This window comes from Streptomyces sp. G45, assembly GCF_049542095.1.
In the GTDB taxonomy this organism is placed as follows: domain Bacteria; phylum Actinomycetota; class Actinomycetes; order Streptomycetales; family Streptomycetaceae; genus Streptomyces.
The window spans coordinates 6,319,320-6,339,028 of record NZ_JBMUZU010000001.1 but is presented as its reverse complement, the minus strand read 5'-3'; the positions used below and the strand labels follow the sequence as shown (position 1 = coordinate 6,339,028).

Genomic DNA, 19,709 nt, shown 5'->3' with positions numbered 1-19,709 from the left:
CCGGATCCGGCGATGCTGCCCACGGGGGCGGGGATGCGGGGCTGGGACTACGCGGCGATCATCACGCTTGCGACGGTCGGCTTCACGCTCTCCTACGACGCGCTCCGTCAGGTGGCCATCGCCATCCACGTGCGCCCGAGCCTCTCGTACCTCTTTCCGATCGTCATCGACGGCTTCATCGCGTACGGAGTCAGAGCGATCGTGCTGCTGCGGCACCACCCGTTCCCCGCGCGCCTGTACGCCTGGTTCCTGTTCCTGGCGGGCACCGGGGCGAGCCTCTGGGCGAACTCTCTGCACGCCGTCACCCTGAATCACGGTCCGCTGTCCGGACCGTCCTCCCTGTACCTGGGCGACCGCGTGGTCGGCGCCCTGTCGACGCTCGCGCCGTTGGCCCTGGCGGGCTCGGTGCACCTCTACACCGTGATGGCGCGGACGGCGGACCCGTCCGTCCCGGACCGTTCGGGGACCGGTCCAGGACTGGTCTGGGCTCGCGGGCACGGAAGCCGAGCCGAGCGCGGGCCGGTAGCTGTCGCGGACACCTGGGGGAGTGAGCCGATATCGGATCACTGTGTCGCGGGCGACGTCGTGGACGGACGGATGAGACGGTCCGCAACCCTCGGTCGAGCCGGGACAGGAACCGATCTCCGGACGAGGGCAGAGGCGGACCACCCAGATCAGGCGGACCGTCCACATGCTGTGGAAGACGGCAGTCCTGATGGGTCTCCGTTCGTTCCGTCCCGGCCAGACGGTCCTCTCGGGCGCCTCGGGACACCGTACTCGGACCGGTCCGGCGGCGAACCCGAGGTGGGCTCGACCGTCGCGACTGCTCAACCGGACCGGGCGGAGGCACCCGTCCCGAACAGCGACGAGTCGGCCGCAGACAGGGAAGTCGTGGACGAGTGGATGAAGGACCTCTTGCCCATCGCGCGGGAGGCGTCAGCGCGTGCCGGACGGGTCAGCCGGTCCGTGGTCCAGGACGCGGTCCGCGCTCACCAGCCCATCAGCAACGAGCGCCTGGGCGACCTGCTCGCGTACCTCAAGAAGGAGGCCAAGCAGGCACCGCAGTCGGCAACCGCGGGCCCCAGCGGCAAGCTCTGGTGATCTGATCGTTCAGGTGAGGTACGCGGTCTCCGCGCCGATGAACTTCCGGCGCGGAGACCGCGGTGGTCCGCTCGACCAGGAAGGAAGACCTTGCAGCAAGGAAGTGAACCCGCAGGCGATCCCGAGCGGGACGCGGGTGTGCGTGCGGCGGCTGAGCTGGAGCGGTTCCTCCAGGCGGGGAGCCCTCTCCCATCTGTCTCGGTGCCGGGGCTCCCTCTTGATGACGACGAGGTCGCGTACGCGGCAGTCGTCTGCTCCACGGCCCGGTTCTATGAAGGGGACGTGATCCCTCCGAAGGGGCGAGCCGGGTACTTCGACAACCACCCCACCTTTGGCCGTGGTTGGGTCCCCAACCACCGTCTGGCAGCTCGAAGGCAGCAGCAGGCAGAGGCGGAGGCGAGACCGCGGTGGCGCGACCACGAGTGGGCACACGTCGCTCTGACTTCGCACGGCTTCCGTGTGCTGCCTGCTGAGGCTCCTACGGTCTGGCTTCCGTTCGACCACGCCCTCCTGACGCACGTCGAGTGCTCGGCGGCGCGCTGCGAACTCGTGCTGGCGTACAGCACGTGCGCCCCTCTTCTGCTCTGCGGTCCAGCGGTCCCGTGGCTGGCAGTGGCCCTTCGGCACCTCACGCCGGGCAGCCCTACGCGCTGGGACCCAGAATTCCAGGAATCTGATTCCTAGCAACGCGTTCCCCTTTTCCTTCTGCCATGTGATTACTTCCCAGCCCTCTGTCAGGATTTCCGCACAGGCCGAGCCCGGACTCCGGGCGTCTAGGGCATTGGCCTGCCTTGCGAAGTTCCATTCCTAGGGGGCTGGTCAATTTTGAGATAGCGCAAGGCGCCGAACGGCGCGGAACTTTATGCCTTAACTGAAGGCACCCAGGAATTAGCTCGCGGATCTTTCCCCTTGACCCTCCTGGTCGACGCTATGACCGTTGACCATTAGGCAGCGGCCTTGGCGGCGACTGAGCGAGCGCCTCGAACGCGGATCTCGACGAAGAGGCGCGGGGCGGCAGTCCTTTCCCTCCGCCCCTCGCCTTCGTCTTCCGCTCCCACCGCACCAAGGTCTGGCTCTCCCATGCCTCGCTCCAGCCAATTTACGACTCTTTCTAATGGAATTCTCAGCATTACAGCCTTTGTCATTATCACGTCTGGTTGCTCCAGTTCGTCACAGGGCGCACCACCGAAGCAGATCTCTCGCCCCATCGCGATCGCGACGGACCCCAGCTCCATCGCGGCGCCCGCGCCCGACATCGCTGAGTCGCGCAGTCCTTCGGGCACGCTCCTCCCGCCCGAGGCGAAGAGGGTCGCTCGTGGCTTCGTCACCGCCTACGCGGAGCATGACGCCACGGACAGCGGCGACCTCTCCTACGCCGACGCGGGAAAGCGCGCGGCGCGGCTCGCTACCGGCAAGCTGGCCGTGGAGCTGGCGCAGAAGCGGCCTGGCCAGGAAGCGCCCTGGGGCGCACTGAAGGCTCGGCAGGTTCGGCAGACGGCCGAGATCACGTCCGTCGGTCTGCCCGACGGCGCTCCTGCCCCCACTCCGAAGGCCGCCTTCGTACGCGTTGCGTACACGCTCACTAGCAAGCCGAGGACCGGCTCCGTTCAGCACAGCTCCGAGCAGCTCGCACTTCGCCTGGTGCGCACCAAGGTCGGATGGCGCGTGGCAGATCTGCCTTGGGCGTGAGCGGCGCATGAAGAAGATCGCCTACGTCTGTCTGGCCCTGCTGATGGCGCTGGTCCTCCCCGGCCTCACGCTGCTGACGGCCTTCGGGGGCGCCGATGCCGCCAAGGTTCAGGAGACAGGACCGGGAGGTGGAATCGCCACCGGAGCCAAAGTGCCGGGCTGGGTACGCCAGATCATCGACAAGCACGCTGGGCTCTGCCCGCAGGTCACGGCATCGTTGCTGGCGGCCCAGCTCTACGTCGAGAGCGGCTTCAACCGGAACGCGAAGTCGCCTGTGGGCGCCAGAGGGATCGCGCAGTTCATGCCTGCTACCTGGAGTGAGTACGGCGTTGACGGAGACGGCGACGGGGACAAGGACATCCTCGACCCGGAAGACGCCATAGCCGCGCAAGCGCACTACGACTGCGTGCTGGCGAAGCTGGTCAAGGACGTCCCCGGTGACAGCACGGACAACATGCTCGCCGCGTACAACGCAGGAAGCTACCCGGTCATCAAGTACGGCGGCGTTCCTCCCTATTCCGAGACCCGGAACTACGTAAAGAGCATCCGGTCCCTGGCCGATAAATGGGCTGCCGACGACGCAGCTCCCAAGGGGAATTCGAGCAAGAGCGCCGACCGCGCGATCGCGGCGGCAAAACGAGCCCTAGGCAGTTGGTACCGCTGGGCTGGAACGTGCACTCCTCCCTTCAAGGGGTCCGCTGGCTGTGACTGTTCCTCCCTCACCAAGATGGCGTGGGCTGCCGGAGGCGTGAATCTGCCTCGGCAGACCTACGAGCAGGTGCGCGCGGGCGATCCCGTGAAGAGCGTTTCTCAGCTCCGCCCCGGGGACCTGGTGTTCTCGGAACCCAGCAGCGCTGGCCCCGGACACGTCGGCATGTATCTCGGCAACTCGCAGGTCATCGATGCCCCGCATACAGGCGCCACTGTGCGCATCCAATCCCTGAGGGTCTGGAAATCCCAGATCGTCGCGATGCGGCACATCGGCTAACCGGCGACGAACTCCTCCGACTCACCTTTATCTCGTACAAGGAATATCCATGAACAGCCTGATTTCCGTTGCTGATCCGACCCTGCACACCACGCTCGCGGCCGGTGCCGATGTGGTCAGTGGCGTCAAGCCGAACTGGGGCCCCTTCGGCAAGCTGGGCGGGACGACCAAGGTCGTCCTCGGCGTGATGGCCGCCGCCGTCCTTGCCATCGGCGTCGCCGCCTTCCTCGCGGGAATCGCCAAGAGCCGCGGCTGGTTCGGTGACCAGCACTCCACCATGGAGAGTTCACGCGGCAAGGGCCTCATGGTCGGAGGCCTGACCTGCATATTCCTCGTGGCCTCTCTCGGCACCATCGTCGGCATCACGTACGGCATGGGCGTGTGAGCCGTGAGGAAGCAGTCAGGCGCCCGACTCTGGGGAATAGCCGCAGGAGCTATGGCCGCGCTCTCCGCTGCTGGCGTCGTCGTGAGCGTATCCACGGGCAGCGAATCATCGACATCGACGGCAGCGACTCCACCGTCCTCAGCGCCGAATTCCGGTGGAGTCCTGGAACGTTCCGCTGACGGCAGGCCGGTCAGCCTCCCTCGAACGGAGTCTGGCGCGAAAGCCGCAGCCGCGAACTACACGATTTGGATGGGTAGTTCGCGCTTCCTGGTCAATCCGCACACGCGGCATCGGACGATGTCCTCCATCACCTCTAAAGCCACCAAGTCCGAGCTGGTCAAACGGGCTGATGACGTGGCGCACAAAGCTCGTAGCACCCTTCGTGGAGACAACAGGAAGTTCCACCCGGAGCACGTCATCGCGCGTACTGGAGTGCTCGCTGCCCACACCCTCGGCTTCGATATCCACAAGGCGACCGTGCGTCTATGGACGACGACCGTTCGAGGGAACAGTAAGGGAGGCGAGGCACCACAAGCGGCCTTTCACTCCGTCACCGTGAGCTTGGTCTGGGAGGACAACGACTGGAAGCTCGCCGGGAGTTCTACCGGCCAGGGCCTCGTTGCGCCGGTCGACACGCAGCAGGCGACCAACTCCGCTGCGGACTTCTCGGACTACGGGTCGCGCTCGTCCCGGGGGCCCGTCTTCAGCGGCGTGACGACGTCCGACGGCTTCCCCGCGGCGTACTCACGGAACAGGCGAGGCGCTCGTGCTGCGGCGACGAACGCCGTGATGCTGTACGGCGACAGCCGCTTCTTCACAGACACCGGCTGGCGGCACCGGATGCTCAAGTCGACCTCCGCGCCGAGCGTTCTGGAGAACGTACGCAGCGAGGCCGACGCCACCGCCCGGATAGTCACCGAGAACCGCGGGCTCGGCTCCGACGGGAAGACGCTGGACGGCGGCCTGCTCGTCACCCGCACCGCCGTCCTGGGCTCCCGGTGCCTCACGTACTCGGACCAGGCGGCGAGCTTCGAGCTGTGGACGACGTCCGTCGGCGGAATCGCCGGTGACGACGAGGACGAGCGCCCGCGGGTCAACTTCCTGCGGATGACGGTGGATCTCGCCTGGTCCGGTGGCACCTGGAAGACGACGGCTGTCACCCCCTCGCAGCCGCTCGTGCCGAACCCGCCCATGGACCAGGAGGCTTCTGCGGCCCAGAACTTCGCGGACGTGGGAGGTGCCAGCAATGCGCCTTCGCTTGCGTGAGGATGCTCCGGGGCTGCTGACCGTGGAGCGGACGAACTCGGGTCACCGGTGGCCACGGCGCCTGATGACCTTGCTCTCGGTGAACGTGTTCGTCGGGTTCCTCTTCGTTCCCTCCGCGGTGGCCAACCCCTTCTGCCACATCCCGATGGTCTGCGAGGTCAAGAAGGCCATCGACTTCGTCAAGGACCCTCTGGGCTTCCTCCTCCAGAAGCTCACCGAGGCGAACATCTGGTTCCTGCGCAAGATGCTGGAGCTGATCCAGAACACCACGAAGGTCGACCTGACCAGCGCGGGGTTCCTGAAGCAGTACGCGCTCATCTTCGCCGCTTCCTCGCTGATCACCGTGGCGCTGTGGCTGGTCGCCGTGGCCAAGCGCGCCGTCCGCGGGGTCGGCGTCACGACCGCGATCGGTGAGGCGATCGGGTTCCTGTTGCTCCAGGTCGTCGTCAACGCCCTGACGCCCGGCGCCATCGCGCTCCTGATCAGGGGCATCGACGACGTCACGGCGGTCTTCGAGCCGTACGCCACGCAGAACTTCAAGCCGTTCCTGGAGAACCTGCTCAAGGTCATGGCGGCCAAGCCGTCGGAGGGCGTCGGGCAGCTTCTCGCTGTGAACCTGATCATGATGTGCGGCGCCCTGCTCATGTGGATCGAGATGCTGGTCCGCGGGGCCGCCATCTACGTCGCCGTCGCCCTGGGTCCGATCGTGAACGCGGGCCTGGTGGACCGCGACCTCTGGGGGAAGAGCAAGAAGTGGTTCGGGGCCGTCTTCGCGATCGGCCTGTCCAAGCCGGTGCTGTTCGCCCTCCTCGGCCTCGGTGGCGCGGTCCTGAGCGACTCGACCGGCAGCATGTCCGACGTCGTTTCGAAGACGCTGGTCGGTGCGCTGATCCTGCTGCTCGCGGTGTTCGCCTCGGCCACGCTCTACAAGTGGTTGCCCGCCTTCGGTGACGAGATGGCGCACCTCTACCAGGACCGGAAGGCCGTCCAGTCCGCCGGTCCGGCCGCCGCCGTCGACGGGCCTGCCCAGCATGCGAACCGTGCCATCGGCATGCACATCCAGGACGCCCTCGTCGGCGGCGGCACAGGCGCGGGCCGCGCGGGCGGGGCCCCCTCGTCCAAGGGCAAGGGCGGCGTCTCCGCGGCGGCGCGCAGCCGGGCCGGTACGGCGAGCGCCAAGGCCGGTGCTGGCGCGGGCGCCGCCGGAACGGCCGCGAAGGCAGGGCTTGACCTCGCGAAGAACAAGGCGATGGCCTCGCCGGGCGCCGCTGCCGCTGACTCCGCCGGTGGACAGTCCGATCAGGGCCGGTCCGGTGCCCCTGCCAGCGCGGCGCGGGCGTGGGCGGAGAGTGTCGAATCGGGCGCAGGGCCGACGTCCGCCGCTGCTGGTGGTCGCCCCGGCACGCCAGCCTCGGCGCGCGGCACCGCGGGCTCGCCGTCGGGGTCGGTGATCGGGTCCGCTCAGGGCCCTTCCTCCAGCTCGGCACCGTCATCACCCCACCCGGGGCCAAGGCCCACGCCTCCGGCCTCCGCCTCCGGGACCACTGCGGGCTCGGGCCCCTCGACCACCCCCACTCCTCCCCCTGGCCGGTCGGCCAGTCGGCCGCCAACCAGCAAGGACCAGTGACGCATGTCTGTTCGTACGTATCAGTTCGGAAAGCACCGCCCGACCGGCCTGGTAGGCCGCCGAGACCTCGGCGAGCAGGCCGTGCTCGGCTGCGGTGCCGCGCTCGGCATCCTGTGCGGCTTCCTCCTCAACAGCGTCTTGGTGCTGGCGATCGTCGGCATGGTGCTGCCCATCGGGCTCGCCCTGGCCGTGGTCTTCGTGCCGTACCGGCCGAAGGGGACCCAGCAGCGGCGCACGGTGTACCGCTGGTGGCGGATCATGCGCTACCGGCGCAAGTCGCTCGCTCGTACCGGTGGTGTGTGGGTGTCCCCCGCCGTGGAGGCCGGTACGCGCCGTGACGGGACTCCTCCGGACGCGGCGCTCGTCGAGCCCGAAGGCGTCGCGGGGATGACCTGGGTGCCGGTGTCCGTGCGGGGCCGGGATGCCGTCGTCGTCCTCCAGCCGGAAGCGGGGTGCGTGACGGCGACGTTGGAGATCGCCTCGCCGGGGTTGGGTGGCAAGGAGGTCGAGGAGCAGGTCGTCGCTCTGGAGCGGTGGGGAGAGCTTCTCGACGCCTTCGGCAATACCGACGAGCACCCGGTCAAGCGCATTCAGGTTCTCGCTCGCCAGGTGAAGAGTGACCCGCATGCCCATCAGCGGTTCGTGGCGCAGCGCGACGAGTCCTCCGCCACGGCCGACGCGCCCCAGTGGCTGAAGGAGTCGTACGACGCGCTGGCGAACGCGGTGTCCACCAGTGCGGAGGAGCACCGGTACTACATCACCGCCCACGCGCGGTTCACCCGCGACCTCGCGGCGGACGCCGCGGCCCGCGGCGTCGGCGATGAGGGCGTCGCTGCGGCCATGGCCGCGTACATGGACGAGCTGTGGTCGCGCTGCGAGGACGCGGACCTCCAGGTGATCGCTCCGCTCGACGCGGGCAGGCTGACCGCGGTCATCCGCAACAGCTACGACCCCGACCACGCCGTCTGGGACACCGACCTGCCCCAGGCGCACGCGTTCCCGCGCAACGTCGATGTCCGCGACGGCTCGTACGTCGCCACGCGTGCCGCAGGGTCGACGGAGTGCTGGTACCACGCAACGGCCGCGGTGGTCTCCTGGCCGACGACGCCCGTGGGTCCGGACTTCCTGTCGCCGCTGCTGATCGGGATGCCGGACGTAATCAGGACCATCGCCATCACGCAGGACCTGGAACCGAACGGCGCCGCCGTGGAGCGCATGCTGGCCGAGGACACCAACAACCAGGCGGAACTCCTCCGCGACCGGCAGCGCGGCAAGAACGTGGACCCGCGGGACGTACTCGCTGCCGAAGCCACCGGCTCGCGCGGCATGGCCCTGGCCGCCTCTGGCGCGGCTGGGTCCGCCGTCGTCGGCTACATCACCATCTCCGCGCGGAGCGCCGAGGAGCTGGAGCGGACCAAGCGCACCACGGCGTCGCGGGCGCGGAACGCCCACCTGTACATCGAGTGGCTCGACTTGGAGCACGCGCGGGCCTTCGCGACGACGCTGCCGTTCGCCGGGGGGATCAAGTGACCGACCTGCTGACGCTCAGCCCGCTGACGCCGCTGCGTGAGACCGTGCGGCGCCCGCTGTACACCGAGACCACGTCCAGTCAGGCGCTGTTCCTGCCGATCGCCCCGCCCACCCTGGGAACGGCGGGCGCGGTCATCGGCCGTGAGCTGTACTCGGGGAAGGCGTTCATCTACTGCCCCTTCTGCGCCTTCGGCGACGGACTGCCCGGCGGCAACATGATCGTCCTGGGGGACACCGGCCGGGGGAAGAGCGCGCTCGTCAAGACGTACACGGCGCGGCAGATCCGCCTGGGACGCAAGGTCGTCGTGCTCGACACGAAGGAGCAGAAGGAGCGGGAGGAAGGCGAGTGGGCGGCGCTGTGCCGCTCGCTGACCGGCCGCGCTCCGGTGAAGTTCTCCCCCGGCGGCGACCAGGCGCGAGGCGCCGCCTGCATCAACCCGATGGACCCGGCCATCGCGGGCAAGCGGCAGATCGAGCTGGTCCGCACGATCGTGGAACTCGGCCTCGGCAAGCCCCTGGACGAGTTCGCCGGGTCGGCCCTGCGCATCGCGATCCGGCAGGCCCACCTGCGTGCCACCGCCGACGGGCGCACGCCGGTGCTCGCCGACGTCGCCGCCGCCCTGCGCTCGCCCGACCCGGCCGACGCGGCAGCGAAGAAGCGCACGCGCGAGGAACTCCTCAACGACGGCCTTGAGGCGTCGTACGTACTCGACCGGCTGTGCGGAACCGATCAGGACGCGACTGGTGACCTGATCGGCATGCTCGACGGCCCCACCAGTCTCAGTGTCGACCTCGACGCCGACATGATCGTCTTCGACCTGACCAAGGTCCCCTCGGGCGGCGTCGCCATGACCATCCTCGTCGCGGTGATCAGCATCTTCCTGGAGGAGGTCTGGCTGCGCCCGCTCTGCGAGTGCGGCACGGGGCCAAGCGAGCATGAGCGCCGGGTCGTCGACGCGAAGTCCGGGGCCTGGGAACTCGGCGCCAACCCCGCCGCCCGATGCCTGCGCTACACCCAGCGCAAGCGCATCCTCGTGTGCGAGGAAGCCTGGCACATCCTCGGCACGCCTCAGCTGGCCGCGCTGCTGGAGAAGTTCCTGAAGTTCGCGCGGGGCTACGGCCTGAGCTGCATCTTCATCGTCCATCACCTCTCGGACATCGACGACTCCCCCGAGACGCAGGCCGCCTTGAAGATGGCGGACACCGTCGTCGTCTACTCGATGAAGAAGTCCGAAGCCGAGGACACCGTCAAACGCCTGGGACTACCGGCCTGGACCGCCGAGCACATCATGCGCCTTCGCAGGGGCGTCGCCCTGTGGAAGGTCGGCGAAGTCATCTACCCGGGCGTCCAGCACCTGCTGACCGAGGCCGAACAGCACCTGTGCTTCTCCAGCGGATCCATGTCCGACCTGACCCCCAGCGCCCCGGACCTCGAATGAGCGCCCTTTCACCGCTCGCCCTCAACTCCACCAACAGCTCCAGGACAGAACCACCTCACCCCATGACTGCTCTCACCCTCGCCCCCACCGACTCCACGCCCCGCGAGCGCACCACGCGCGACGACATCGACCGCCTGCACGCCGACTACCTGGACCTCGCCCAGCGCACGGCCCGCCTCGGCGCCGTCCTCGACCACGGTGACTACTCAGCCGCCGGCGGGCGAGTACGCGCCGCCGTCGCCGCCACCTGGCGGGCGTCGGAGGAACTCCACGCCGCCTTCCACAACGCCCCGCCTCGTGGTGCCGGGCCCGAAGCACCACTGTCGCGCCTGTGCCGTCGGCGGATGCGCTACCTCGCCGCCCGCCTCACGCGGAGGTCGCAGAAGTGAGCGCCATGCCGGGCGGCCTGTCTCTGGTCCTGTACTCCGCGGTCGCCCTCTGCGGCATCGCCCTGCTCGCCCTGTCGATCGCTTCGAGCCGTGGCCACCGCAACGCCGGGTTCGCGTCCAAGGCGCAGCTCAGGCGGAGCCTCTCGGCCAGGGCCGTCCTCCGGGCCACGGAGATCCGACCGTCCCTCGCCAAGGAGAGCGCCCGTACGCGATCGGACGCGAACCGTCTCAAGCCCGCGCGCTCCCGCACGCGCTGAACCACCCCTCCTCGGAGTACCTCATGCACACCCCCACACCCGACCCGCTCGACTTCGGCTACGTGCTCGGCGTCTCCCAGCGGCCCAAGGGCGTCCCGCTGTGGTCCCGGGCGGACAAGGCGTGCCGGGTCATCGGCCCGATGGGCAGCGGCAAGACCATGCGGTTCTTCGCGCCCGTCATCCGGAGCTGGCCGGGCCCGGTCCTGGCCACCTCCACCAAGCCGGACCTCGTGGAACTCACCCTGGATGCCCGGCAGCGTGGCGACCGCCCGATCCTGGTCTTCGACCCGCAGAACATCGCGCCCTCACTTCCTCGGCTCCGCTGGTCACCCCTCGCGGGTGCGTCGGACACGGAGGTGGCGATGATGCGGGCGAAGGCCCTGGTCGCCGGGTCCCGCGTCCCGGGCGCGGCGGCCCAGTCCTCCGAGGGGAGCGTCTTCTACAAGGGTCAGGCCGCCAAGGTCCTCGCCGCGCTGCTGCACGCCGCCGCGCTCGACGGCGCCCGCCTCGACCAGTTCCTGAGGTGGGCCAGGAAGATCACCGATCCCGCGCCGCTCGGCATCCTGACCGCCCATCCCGGTGCGGGCCCCGGCTGGGCGGACATGCTGCGTACGTCGACGACGGGAGACAGCAGGACGGTGGGCAACACGGCCGTCACGCTCGAAGCCGCCCTCGAACCGCTGATGCACCAGTCGGTGATCGATGCCCTCCAGGGAAGGGACGAGGCGCCCACCAACGTCCGTGATGTCCTCGACGCGGGCGGCACCATCTACCTCTTGGGCAAGGACTCGGAGGTCAACTCGGTCGCGCCGCTGACGACCGCCGTGACGGAGGACCTCCTGGACGTCGCGGAGGCTCATGCGGTCGCGTCCCCGCGGGGCGGCTCGACCCTCCGTTGCTTGCCGCGCTCGACGAGGCCCCGAACATCGCGCCGATCCCGTCGCTTCGCCAGCGGGTGGCGGACGGACGCGGGCGCGGCATCACCGTGATCTACGGCCTCCAGGGCTGGGCCTCGGCCCGGTCCCGCTTCAGCGAGGACGTGGCCAACGAGCTGGCCAGCTTCACCAACCACGTCCTAGTGTTCGGCGGCGCGAAGGACCCGACGTTCCTCAAGGACATGTCCGAGCTGTGCGGTCAGGTCGAACGGATCCGCAAGACCCGCACCACCACGAGCGGTGACCGCGGCGGGGAGTCGACAGCGACGCACACCGCCCTGGAAGCCGTGCTGCGCAGTGATGAGATCAAGGCCCTCGCGGAGGGGCACGCCCTCCTCCTGGCCGACAACCTGCCCCCGGTCATCACCCGCCTCGACGGGATGTGGACCTGGGACTCATGGCCCGAGATCGAAGACCACGTACGACGGCTCCGCCGGGCGAACGAGGCCGAGCGAGCGCGGCAGGACGCCGACAAGCGCCGCCGGGCCGAGACACACGCCGCCGAGTGGGCCAAGCGCCAAGGGGCCGCCGCGTGAACCCGAACCCCCTCGCTCGGCTCGCCCCCTTCCCCGACCCACCCGCCCTGATCGCCGACTACCTCGCGGAGCGCGCCACGGCCGAATCCGTCGTGGACGGCCCGCCCCCATGGGACATCGGCGCCCTCTCGGCCGAACTGCTCGCCCCACTTCCCGCCTGGCTCGACGCGGTGTGCCGCTGGCTGAACCAGACCTACGCCTGGCAGCCCCACCACGTCATCCCGCCGTGCTGGACCGAGCACGAGCACCTGCCCTACGAGATCGCGGCGTTCGCCTTCGCCCGCGTCGAGGCGTACGACGACGCCGGATCAGTGATCGTCTGGCACGAGCAGTACGACCGGTTCCTCACCCGGATGAACAACGCCCTCGGCAAAGCCGGGGACGACTGCCGCGTAGGGAAGCACGAACCACGTCCGGCACGCTTCGCGCTGGCCTCTTGGCCCCCGCGATCACCGGGCCCCAACGCGAGCGCCCGCACGGACGACGAACTCGTGGAGAGCGAGCGCTGATGCGCTCGGAGCCCGACATCGCCTTACCACTGACCCTCGAATCAGTCACCGTCTGAGGTGACTGGAAGTACTGGACACCGCCGCCCGACCCCGCGCAGCGACGCAACTTCCTTTGTTTGTCATTAACAGTGGCGTCCTTCGAATCCTTTCGGCAGCACACTGCGGCTCGCGTATCGGCTGACTACACACAGCCTTTCAGATGCATGAGGGCCCAAGCTTCCTGATTATATATGAGTTGAGGCACGCGCATCACGCATGACGGCGTCACCTGCGATAACGATGGGCTTGCCGACTCACCTAGACACGCCGACCTCATTAACAGAGCAAAGAAGGACTAACACGCAAAAGCGACCGCCAAGCCTGAACCCATTCTCGGCGTCAATTCGACGGCCGACACCTTCCCTATCGCTCGGGCGCCCGTATCAATCATGCCGATAGGTAAATTTGTAGCAACCATCACCGCTACCGCTAGAGCCACCACCCACGGCACTTGCTGGGATAACACCTTCACCCCCCGTGGATTCTTGCAAGGTTCATAATCCCGGATCAACTGCGGATGAGGCAGGAGAGGGCGTATTCGCTCAGACACCTGACGCTTATGCCACGTCCGCCCTTTACTGTCCACAAAAATGATCTCCACTGGATAACTAGCGAAGGCCGGATCCATCATCCGCAAGCCCGGATCAATTTCCTCATAATCCGGCCCTCCAGACTGGATGAACGGCACGAAGCTGAGCTTGTCCCGGCCAGGCTGGACTACGGCTACCTGCCGGATATCATTCCCCGATGCATTGCGAATCACGTACTTGAGGTGACAGTAACCAGGAGGACAAGCAGGGGACGTAGGCACGAACTGCTCTGCCCACGCGTTGATACCGCTGATGTGGCTCTGCTCATCGTTCGCACGCGACCTCTTGTAGACCTCGACGAGGAAGGGTGTGACAAATGCGACTACGACACCCAGGATAGCCAGAATCTCGGTCCCCATGCCATGCGAGGGTAGAGCAACTGGGCTGCTACAGTGGCGAGTTGCCCATATCTTGCCAGTGGCAGCCCAGGTGGACGAGCCCTCGCCGGGTGGCAGTCCGGTCAACAGAGACGCCGCGTGATCCACAGGGAATTAGGCCAGTTCGACCGACCCCGGGAACCAGCGGTGCTTGCGCTCATCGATAACACGGGTGTCCCTTCGCAGTCCACAAGAGTGCCCGCCCCTACCGCCCAAAGGAGAGCACGACGCGGGTGTCCTGCTTGTTGATGACGTGGCCTGCCGGGAGGCCGGAGTCCGGTGTCGCGATGGGGTGCACGCTCAGATGCGGGACCGCGGTGCGGTCGGCTCCCCAGGCGGTGACGTGGGCGGCGAGCCGACGGGCGAGTTCGGACCCGTTGGGGCCGTAGCTGGCGGCGCCGAGTTTGGACGGGCGCTCGGGATCGGCGTCGTCGCGCTCGGCGATGAGGTAGGCGAGGGAGTCCGCCGAGACGAGCGCGGGGCTCAGACCGGGGATCACGGGGCGGCGGATGCCGCCTGCCAGGGCTTGTTGGGTGGCCTGGATGCGGCAGACGGTGTCGTCGAAGGCCGTGGCGCGCAGCCAGATCCCGTCGAAGGACTCGGTACGGCCAACCCGTACGTCGGTCCACAGTTCGGTGGCCGGGGCGGCGAGGGCCTTGCTGAGGCTGTCGGGGTCGACGGGCTGGTCCTGGTCGTGGTGGAGACGGACGGTGCCGCCTGCCAGTTCGGTGGTGCGTTCGCCGTCTTGACCGATGATGGGCACGAACCCGCACAGCTTCATGCCGGTGGACACGAGGGTGTCGCCGTGGCGGGTGAGGGCGACGGAGCGGGTCTGTCCGCGCCAGCGCAGGGGCAGGACGAGTCGGCCGCCGTCGGCGAGCTGGGCGCGCAAGGCGTGGGGGATGTCCCAGAAGCCGACGGTGCCGATGATCCGGTCGTAGGGGGCGTGCTCGGGTGCTCCCACCAGCCCGTCGCGTTCGATGACGCGGACGTGTTCGTAGCCGGTGCGGTTCAGGGCCTGGCGGGCGTGGAGTGCGACGCCTGGGTCGATGTCGAGAGTGGTGACCGTGCCGGTGGGGCCGACGATCTCGGACAGCAGGGCGGCGTTGTAGCCGGTGCCCGCGCCGATCTCCAGGATGTTCTCCGCGGGCTTGGCGTCGAGCTGGGTCAGCATCATCGCGACGGTGGAGGGGACGGAGGCGCAGGAGAGTGCGAGCGGGCCGTTGGGGTTCTCCTTGATCGTGACGGCCTTGTCGCTGTAGGCATCGACCGGGTCGAGGCCGGGGAGGTGCAGGTCGCGGCGCACGGTCCGCAGGGCGCGCTCGATGGCGTGGGGCAGTGGCTGTTCGGCGCTGATCTGGTCGACGAGCTGGTTGCGCAGGTTCTCGATGGGGGTCGTGTCGTCCACAGCGAAGTTCTCTTTCGTCTTCAGGCGAGGAGGAGGCAGGTGTCCCACCCTGGTGCAACGCTGCTGGCCGAGGTGAGGGTGTGCAGGGTGAGAAGGATGCCGTCGGCTCCGGTGAGCAGTCCGGCAGTCCGCGGCAGAGAGGTCTCATCGGCGTAAGCCCTCAGACGCTCACGCGCCGTACGTCGGTGATGGCGGAGGGCGCTGTCGGGTCCCGCGTCGGAGGCGGCTCGGTCGAGGGCGAGGCAGAGTCCGGCCCAGCCGTGGCAGACAGTGGCGTCGGTGATGCGGGCCAGTTGTTCCGGGTCGGCGGCGCAGGAGGCAAGGATGTTCTCCGCACGCCGTTGGACTCCGGGCTGGTTGCTGGCGAGCGCGGCGAGCTGGAGGCTGCGGGCGATGCCGGGCGTGCCGTAGCACCAGGAGGGTCTGCCTGGGCGAGTACGTGAGCGCGGCCCGTCCAGCCACTGCTCCAGAGTGAGGGTCTCGGGCCAGCAGGCTCCGCCGGACTCCGGTCGCGCCCGGTCGGTCAGGAGCTGGCATCCCTGTCGGAGGGCTTGGCGGTGTCCGGGCACCTGATGTCCGGCGCGAGCGCACAGGGCCAGCAGGGCGATGGGCCCGGCTGCCCCGTGCGCCATGCCGAAGTTGCCGTGCCCGTTCGGCCAGCCCTCGTCGGGTCGACCCTTGGGGCTGTCGGAGGTCCACCAGCCCGGCACGTACTGTCCGTGAACGGTGACGGGTTCCTGGAGGAGTCGCACCAGGTAGCGCAGCACGCCGTCGAGCAGGTCGGGGCGGGTCCCGCGGTGTAGTAGGTACGCACCGAGCCCGGTGAGACCGCTGATGAGGTCGTACTCCCGCATGCGGGGCGGTGCGCCGGTGTCCAAACGGTGCGCCGCGGTGGTCAGGCGTGCGTGGATCAGCGGTGCGATCCGCTCGTCCAGAGTGTCGAGTGCCTTCTGGTAGGCGCGGTGACCCGCCGTGTGGAGGGCGTAGGCGACGGCGGGTGCGCCCCGGTAGAGGCTGGCACTTCGTCCGTGAACGGTGGCTGGCTTGCCCGCCAGGGTTCTCATGATCGTGTGGGCGGTCTGCCAGTGACCGTGGTCGCGGGCAAGTACGCCCTGATACAGGGCTGTTCCTGCCAGCCCCTGCCCCAGGTCGTGGACGTGACCGGTCACGTCGGGCCCTGCCGGGCTAGAAGGGAGCGGGATGCCTGCCGGGCGGCGTGTCGGCATGCGGCCTCTGCCTCCCGGTCGGGGCCCATGAGGCGGTTGTGGTGCATGTGGAGGAGCGATTCCAGCACAGCGACCGCTCGCTTCTCGGTGAGGTGGGCTCGGTAGGCGACCAGTGCGGTGCGGCGCTGTGCCCACAGGTCATCGAGCTGAGTGGTCCAGCCAGGGCAGTGCGGCAGTCCACCGTCGCGGATGAGCTGGAGGGTCTGGCGGGTGACTACCGGATCGGCGCTTCCGCGGGCCAGGGTGGTCGCCATCCAGTGGGTGCCCGCGTCCTGGCCGAGGAGGCCCCGGGTGATGTCGAGCATGCCCAGGGCGCACAGCACGTGGCGGTCAAGGGCGAGGTCGGTAAGGGTCTGGCGTACGGCGTTGCTGTCCGCGACGAAGGCGTCTTCGGCAGCCGCCAAGGCCTTGTCGGTGCCGTAGCGGCCGAACTCGGGCCGGTAGCCGTCGAAGAGCAGCCGCGCGGTGAGCGCGTCTGCCTGGAGACGGGCGGCCCACCGGGCGACCGCCCGCGTGGTCTCGCTGTGCGCGTCCGGGCCGGGGGCGGCGATTCGCAGTCGAAGGTGGTCTTCCTCTTGTGGGGTGCGGTAGCGCACGAACCAGCAGCGAGCCTCGCCGAGTTCCTCCAGGAGGTCGGGCAGCCGCCGGGTGAGGATCTGGTCCATGGCGCGCGGGTGGGTGAACACCTTGGCCTGGACCCAGGGCTGCTGGCCGTCCCCGGGGTTGGGCAGCATGTGGTTGGTGACGATCGGCGCGGACGTGAGGTCGGGGTGGGGTTCGGGCGGGCGGGCGGAAACGAGCGGGATGGTGAACTCGTGGGCGTGGCCGATCCAGCCGAGCGCGTCCGCGTCCGGAGCTTCGACAAGCTCGGCATGCGGGTGCCGCAGCAGGTGGCGGTGGAGCAGTCGCGCGTGGAGGGCCTCGCGCAAGTCCAGGCGTAAGCTGCGGTCGTCGTCCCGAAGATCCATCACCGGAGGACACTTCCAGGTCCGTGTCCACGCCTCCAGCGCCTCGCGCCACTCTGTCCGGAAGGGACCGTCAGGGAGATCGCGAGCAGCCAGACGCCACTGCGCGGGCGACAGGACGGTCTTGCGGTAGCGGACGCGTGGCAGGTACGGCAGCCCGCTCGCGAGCGGTCCCCAGTCGAAGCGCGTCCAGGCCGTGGCGAACCCCCGCCCCACCAGCGCGATGAACCGTGCCACGGGCGGGGCCTGCTTCTCCAGCGCCAGGGGGTGCAGCACGATCGGCTCCACCACGCGGCGGCGGGAGAGGCTGACCAGGTGCAGTCGGCGGCTGGTGGACAGTACGGCGAGGTCGTCGATCGGGATGAGGTGGGCTCCCGGTTCGCGATGCTCGCCGACGCTGATCACGTGCGGTACGAGGGCTGGGGTACGGGCCACGTTCTCGGCGTGCGGGTAGCTCGGGGTGAACGAGAGCTGCGCGAGCAGGGCCCCGTCGACCGAGGTCGGCAGCTTCTCGTACGTGCTAGCCAGGGCGCCGTCCTTGAGGACGGTGGCGAAGCGGCCGGTGAACGTGCCCGCGCTCCAGGCGGGCCGGACGGTGAGGGTGAACTCCCCTCGGTCAAGAGACTGCGTGCTCGGCGCGTGCACCTGTACGCCCATCTCCATGTGCGGAGCGATCAAGGTGTCCTCGGCGAGTGCTCCGTCACACAGGACGTCGAGGTCCGCCTCATTGAGCCGGATCTCCCGCGCGCCTGCGACCACGGCTTGCCACGCCTTGGCCATCAGCAGCTCGTCACGCGCCAGCACCCTGGTGGCAGGCAGCGGCCACAGCGACATCGGGAAGTCGGCGGGCAGACCCACCCCAGCCACAAGATCGACGGCCTCCCGCACCGGCACCAGGCTCCCCGCGCCGTATCGCTCCCAGAACAGCGTATGGTAGGCGGACCAGACGGGCCTTTCTCCTTGGTTCCGGGTCAGGCGCAGAAGGGCTTCTGCCGCCAACTCCGCCTCCTCCACCACGCGTTCAGGCACCCGCACGGTGGCATCAAGCCGCAAGTCCAGGCTCAGGCGCGTCCGTCCTTGGGCGTTGAGCGCGCGCATCCGGTCCTCGGCCGCCCGGCGAAGCGGTGCCGCCACGGTGGCCTCGGTCGTCGCGTTGTGATCAACGAGGATCTGGTGGATGGCGTCGAGCTCGTGCAGGACGTCAACAGTGTCGACGTCCAGGTCCGCGACCAAGGGCAGGAGCGACCATAGGAGGTGGCCGAGAGGGTCGCTGTCCGTCATCGGCGCATGCAGCGAACTCGTCAGCAGCCCTGCGTCGAGCGCGGTAGCGATCAACCGCTGTACTCGCTCGACGGTGCCGCCCTTCGAAGCCAGCCGCCCGGCGATGTCGGCGCACCGCACGGGGACCTCGGCGGCCTCCAGCACTGCTCGTAAGGGTCGGGTCAGGCGAACGGTTGCGGTGCGACCGCCGGGCAGAGGGCGCTCCAGCACATCCCCGTGCCGCATCACGAGGTCGTTTGCCTGCACACGTAGGTGGGGCATGACGTCGTGGCGGGTCTCCAGATCTCGGCGTACGTGATCGAGCCAGAGCGTGTCGGGGCGCGCGAGCGGCTGGTGCGCGGGGCCGATCCGGGCTTGTGTCGGGCCGCATGCCGCTGTGGTTACGCCTGCGAACAGACCGAAGGGCGTCGGGCGGCCGGTCGCTCGCATCAGGTACCGGGCGACCGCGCTGGTCGTCTTCCGCACCGTCCTCGGCGGGACTACGGCACCCGTGATCACCTCGTCAACAGCACGCTCCAGCCGCGGAGATGCGGAACGCACCGCGTCTGCGAAGGCGGGATGCGACCACACCTCGCTCAGCCAGCGGCGGCACTCTGCTGTGTCCTCGCCTGATGGCCACCGCGCGTGCTGCCACTGTTCCGGTAGGACGGCCGCGCGTAGAAGGAGGGTGTCACCGCGGCGAAGAAGTCGACTCCGCGTCATCGCTGGCTCCTGTTTCTAGGGGAACCTGTGCGGGCCAGCGGCGCTGGCCCGCACAGAACGGGGCCGGGGATCAGCTGGTGCAGGACGAGGCGCAGGTCGATTCGCACCCGTCACTGGTGTCGCAGTCGTCCTGAGCAGCCACGCGCGGCGCGTCGGTGATGGTGATGTCGAGATCCCACTCGTCCACGGCGAACAGCTTTTCTCTGAGCGTGTCCATCCAGCACCTCCGGGCTAGCGATCCGTCCGCACGACGTACGGACGAGGGAGCACGGAACTCCCGCACTCGGCTGCCGTACTGGGTGCAGCCGACTGCGCGAGCACCGCACGAACAACGGACGCGGCTGAAACGGCGGACCTCAGGCTTGCAGGGGCGAACCGCCAACGGAAGACCGCCAGCTCGGTGCGGCGTCCATGGCCACCGATGCACGGCCGGGTCGCGAGACCGACCGTGCACCGGGCATCGAACGGCT

18 protein-coding genes are annotated in these 19,709 nt (G+C 68.8%); 13 read left to right on the top strand and 5 right to left on the bottom strand.

Annotation, left to right across the window (positions count from 1 at the left end; all coding sequences use genetic code 11):
• Positions 1-33 precede the first annotated feature (33 nt).
• The 13 genes from ACOBQU_RS26720 to ACOBQU_RS26660 all read left to right on the top strand — a co-directional run bounded on the left by ACOBQU_RS26720 (position 34) and on the right by ACOBQU_RS26660 (position 12,651).
• Positions 34-1,101, top strand: coding sequence for a DUF2637 domain-containing protein (locus tag ACOBQU_RS26720; protein WP_423630261.1), 1,068 nt, complete (start codon positions 34-36; stop codon positions 1,099-1,101).
• Between the two features lie 1,080 nt (positions 1,102-2,181).
• Entirely contained in the window at positions 2,182-2,790 is a 609-nt protein-coding gene (locus ACOBQU_RS26715; RefSeq protein WP_423630259.1) for a hypothetical protein, read from the top strand.
• A 7-nt stretch (positions 2,791-2,797) separates the two neighbouring features.
• Positions 2,798-3,778, top strand: coding sequence for an NlpC/P60 family protein (locus ACOBQU_RS26710; protein ID WP_423630257.1), 981 nt, complete (start codon positions 2,798-2,800; stop codon positions 3,776-3,778).
• A 49-nt stretch (positions 3,779-3,827) separates the two neighbouring features.
• Positions 3,828-4,163: a hypothetical protein gene (locus ACOBQU_RS26705; RefSeq protein WP_423630256.1), complete on the top strand. Its 336-nt coding sequence runs from the start codon at positions 3,828-3,830 to the stop codon at positions 4,161-4,163.
• A gap of 249 nt (positions 4,164-4,412) precedes the next feature.
• Entirely contained in the window at positions 4,413-5,429 is a 1,017-nt protein-coding gene (locus ACOBQU_RS26700; RefSeq protein ID WP_423630255.1) for a hypothetical protein, read from the top strand.
• 64 nt (positions 5,430-5,493) lie between these two features.
• Positions 5,494-7,056: a hypothetical protein gene (locus tag ACOBQU_RS26695; protein WP_423630254.1), complete on the top strand. Its 1,563-nt coding sequence runs from the start codon at positions 5,494-5,496 to the stop codon at positions 7,054-7,056.
• A gap of 3 nt (positions 7,057-7,059) precedes the next feature.
• Positions 7,060-8,586, top strand: a complete 1,527-nt coding sequence (locus ACOBQU_RS26690; protein WP_423630253.1) for an SCO6880 family protein — start codon at positions 7,060-7,062, stop codon at positions 8,584-8,586.
• On the top strand, positions 8,583-10,025 hold the full coding sequence (locus ACOBQU_RS26685; RefSeq protein ID WP_423630252.1) for an ATP/GTP-binding protein: 1,443 nt from the start codon (positions 8,583-8,585) through the stop codon (positions 10,023-10,025). Before ACOBQU_RS26690 ends, ACOBQU_RS26685 begins: the two co-directional genes overlap by 4 nt.
• A 62-nt stretch (positions 10,026-10,087) precedes the next feature.
• Positions 10,088-10,414: a DUF6238 family protein gene (locus tag ACOBQU_RS26680; RefSeq protein ID WP_423630250.1), complete on the top strand. Its 327-nt coding sequence runs from the start codon at positions 10,088-10,090 to the stop codon at positions 10,412-10,414.
• Complete coding sequence (locus ACOBQU_RS26675) at positions 10,411-10,671, top strand: hypothetical protein (protein WP_423630248.1); 261 nt, start codon at positions 10,411-10,413, stop codon at positions 10,669-10,671. Before ACOBQU_RS26680 ends, ACOBQU_RS26675 begins: the two co-directional genes overlap by 4 nt.
• Before the next feature lie 23 nt (positions 10,672-10,694).
• Complete coding sequence (locus ACOBQU_RS26670; protein ID WP_423630246.1) at positions 10,695-11,660, top strand: type IV secretory system conjugative DNA transfer family protein; 966 nt, start codon at positions 10,695-10,697, stop codon at positions 11,658-11,660.
• Positions 11,567-12,142, top strand: a complete 576-nt coding sequence (locus tag ACOBQU_RS26665) for a TraM recognition domain-containing protein (RefSeq protein WP_423630244.1) — start codon at positions 11,567-11,569, stop codon at positions 12,140-12,142. Before ACOBQU_RS26670 ends, ACOBQU_RS26665 begins: the two co-directional genes overlap by 94 nt.
• The gene (locus ACOBQU_RS26660; protein ID WP_423630242.1) at positions 12,139-12,651 is read left to right on the top strand and encodes a hypothetical protein; all 513 of its coding nucleotides are present in this window, start codon (positions 12,139-12,141) and stop codon (positions 12,649-12,651) included. Before ACOBQU_RS26665 ends, ACOBQU_RS26660 begins: the two co-directional genes overlap by 4 nt.
• A 334-nt stretch (positions 12,652-12,985) precedes the next feature.
• Here ACOBQU_RS26660 and ACOBQU_RS26655 read toward each other — a convergent pair whose 3' ends face one another.
• The 5 genes from ACOBQU_RS26655 to ACOBQU_RS26635 form a co-directional block, all read right to left on the bottom strand.
• Positions 12,986-13,639, bottom strand: a complete 654-nt coding sequence (locus tag ACOBQU_RS26655) for a hypothetical protein (protein ID WP_423630240.1) — start codon at positions 13,637-13,639, stop codon at positions 12,986-12,988.
• A 223-nt stretch (positions 13,640-13,862) separates the two neighbouring features.
• Positions 13,863-15,065, bottom strand: a complete 1,203-nt coding sequence (gene fxlM, locus ACOBQU_RS26650) for a methyltransferase, FxLD system (RefSeq protein WP_423630238.1) — start codon at positions 15,063-15,065, stop codon at positions 13,863-13,865.
• Positions 15,066-15,085: 20 nt separating this feature from the next.
• On the bottom strand, positions 15,086-16,291 hold the full coding sequence (locus ACOBQU_RS26645; RefSeq protein WP_423630236.1) for a lanthionine synthetase C family protein: 1,206 nt from the start codon (positions 16,289-16,291) through the stop codon (positions 15,086-15,088).
• Positions 16,231-19,239, bottom strand: a complete 3,009-nt coding sequence (locus ACOBQU_RS26640) for a lantibiotic dehydratase (RefSeq protein ID WP_423630235.1) — start codon at positions 19,237-19,239, stop codon at positions 16,231-16,233. Before ACOBQU_RS26640 ends, ACOBQU_RS26645 begins: the two co-directional genes overlap by 61 nt.
• Before the next feature lie 70 nt (positions 19,240-19,309).
• Positions 19,310-19,456 carry an FxLD family lanthipeptide gene (locus tag ACOBQU_RS26635; protein WP_423630233.1) on the bottom strand — a complete coding sequence of 49 codons (147 nt, stop codon included), beginning with the start codon at positions 19,454-19,456 and terminating at the stop codon, positions 19,310-19,312.
• Between the last annotated feature and the right edge of the window lie 253 nt (positions 19,457-19,709).

What these genes read in the sequence shown, in the direction of transcription:
- ACOBQU_RS26720 (WP_423630261.1), top strand. Translation starts at nt 34, where the DNA reads ATGCGGGGCTGGGACTACGCGGCGATCATCACGCTTGCGACGGTCGGC.
- ACOBQU_RS26640 (WP_423630235.1), bottom strand. Translation starts at nt 19,239, where the DNA reads ATGACGCGGAGTCGACTTCTTCGCCGCGGTGACACCCTCCTTCTACGC.
- ACOBQU_RS26690 (WP_423630253.1), top strand. Translation starts at nt 7,060, where the DNA reads ATGTCTGTTCGTACGTATCAGTTCGGAAAGCACCGCCCGACCGGCCTG.
- ACOBQU_RS26635 (WP_423630233.1), bottom strand. Translation starts at nt 19,456, where the DNA reads ATGGACACGCTCAGAGAAAAGCTGTTCGCCGTGGACGAGTGGGATCTC.
- ACOBQU_RS26670 (WP_423630246.1), top strand. Translation starts at nt 10,695, where the DNA reads ATGCACACCCCCACACCCGACCCGCTCGACTTCGGCTACGTGCTCGGC.
- ACOBQU_RS26700 (WP_423630255.1), top strand. Translation starts at nt 4,413, where the DNA reads ATGGGTAGTTCGCGCTTCCTGGTCAATCCGCACACGCGGCATCGGACG.
- ACOBQU_RS26705 (WP_423630256.1), top strand. Translation starts at nt 3,828, where the DNA reads ATGAACAGCCTGATTTCCGTTGCTGATCCGACCCTGCACACCACGCTC.
- ACOBQU_RS26645 (WP_423630236.1), bottom strand. Translation starts at nt 16,291, where the DNA reads ATGCCGACACGCCGCCCGGCAGGCATCCCGCTCCCTTCTAGCCCGGCA.
- ACOBQU_RS26710 (WP_423630257.1), top strand. Translation starts at nt 2,798, where the DNA reads ATGAAGAAGATCGCCTACGTCTGTCTGGCCCTGCTGATGGCGCTGGTC.
- ACOBQU_RS26655 (WP_423630240.1), bottom strand. Translation starts at nt 13,639, where the DNA reads ATGGGGACCGAGATTCTGGCTATCCTGGGTGTCGTAGTCGCATTTGTC.
- ACOBQU_RS26715 (WP_423630259.1), top strand. Translation starts at nt 2,182, where the DNA reads ATGCCTCGCTCCAGCCAATTTACGACTCTTTCTAATGGAATTCTCAGC.
- ACOBQU_RS26680 (WP_423630250.1), top strand. Translation starts at nt 10,088, where the DNA reads ATGACTGCTCTCACCCTCGCCCCCACCGACTCCACGCCCCGCGAGCGC.
- ACOBQU_RS26695 (WP_423630254.1), top strand. Translation starts at nt 5,494, where the DNA reads ATGACCTTGCTCTCGGTGAACGTGTTCGTCGGGTTCCTCTTCGTTCCC.